This is a genomic window from Nonomuraea sp. MG754425 (assembly GCF_021699195.1).
In the GTDB taxonomy this organism is placed as follows: domain Bacteria; phylum Actinomycetota; class Actinomycetes; order Streptosporangiales; family Streptosporangiaceae; genus Nonomuraea.
The window spans coordinates 1-480 of the sequence record NZ_SSXE01000499.1 but is presented as its reverse complement, the minus strand read 5'-3'; the positions used below and the strand labels follow the sequence as shown (position 1 = coordinate 480).

1 pseudogene is annotated in these 480 nt (G+C 69.4%); it reads right to left on the bottom strand.

The window, feature by feature from the left end:
- Positions 1 to 480, bottom strand: a pseudogene (locus FAF44_RS53695) (hypothetical protein); the annotation flags it as partial.

The following is a 480-nucleotide window of genomic DNA, read 5'->3' as shown; positions in this document are numbered from 1 at the left end:
TGGCGTTCTGTTCGCGGCCGAGGATTTGGAGGGTTTGGGTGCGGCGGGCCCAGGCGGGGTCGGGGTTGAGTTTGAGGGTGATGGAGGTGAGGTCGGCGTTGGCGCCGAGTTGGGCGGTGAGGGTGGCGGGGTAGGTGGTGCCTTCCCAGTAGGTGGCGGGGTTGTCGTCGTTGGCGTTGGCGGCGACGTAGGTGTGGGTGTGGCCGGATTCGGTCATGGTCTTGCCGAGGGCGAGGTTGGTGCCGTCGCCGGGGTTGCCGGGGTCGGTGGTGGTGGTGCCCCAGGCTTCGAGTTCGGCGAGTTGGCCGGCGGGCCAGCCGGAGTTGGCGGTGGCGGGGTCGAAGGTGTGGGTGGCCTGGGCGGCGAGGGTGGTGAAGGTGGTGGCGTTCTGTTCGCGGCCGAGGATTTGGAGGGTTTGGGTGCGGCGGGCCCAGGCGGGGTCGGGGTTGAGTTTGAGGGTGATGGAGGTGAGGTCGGCGT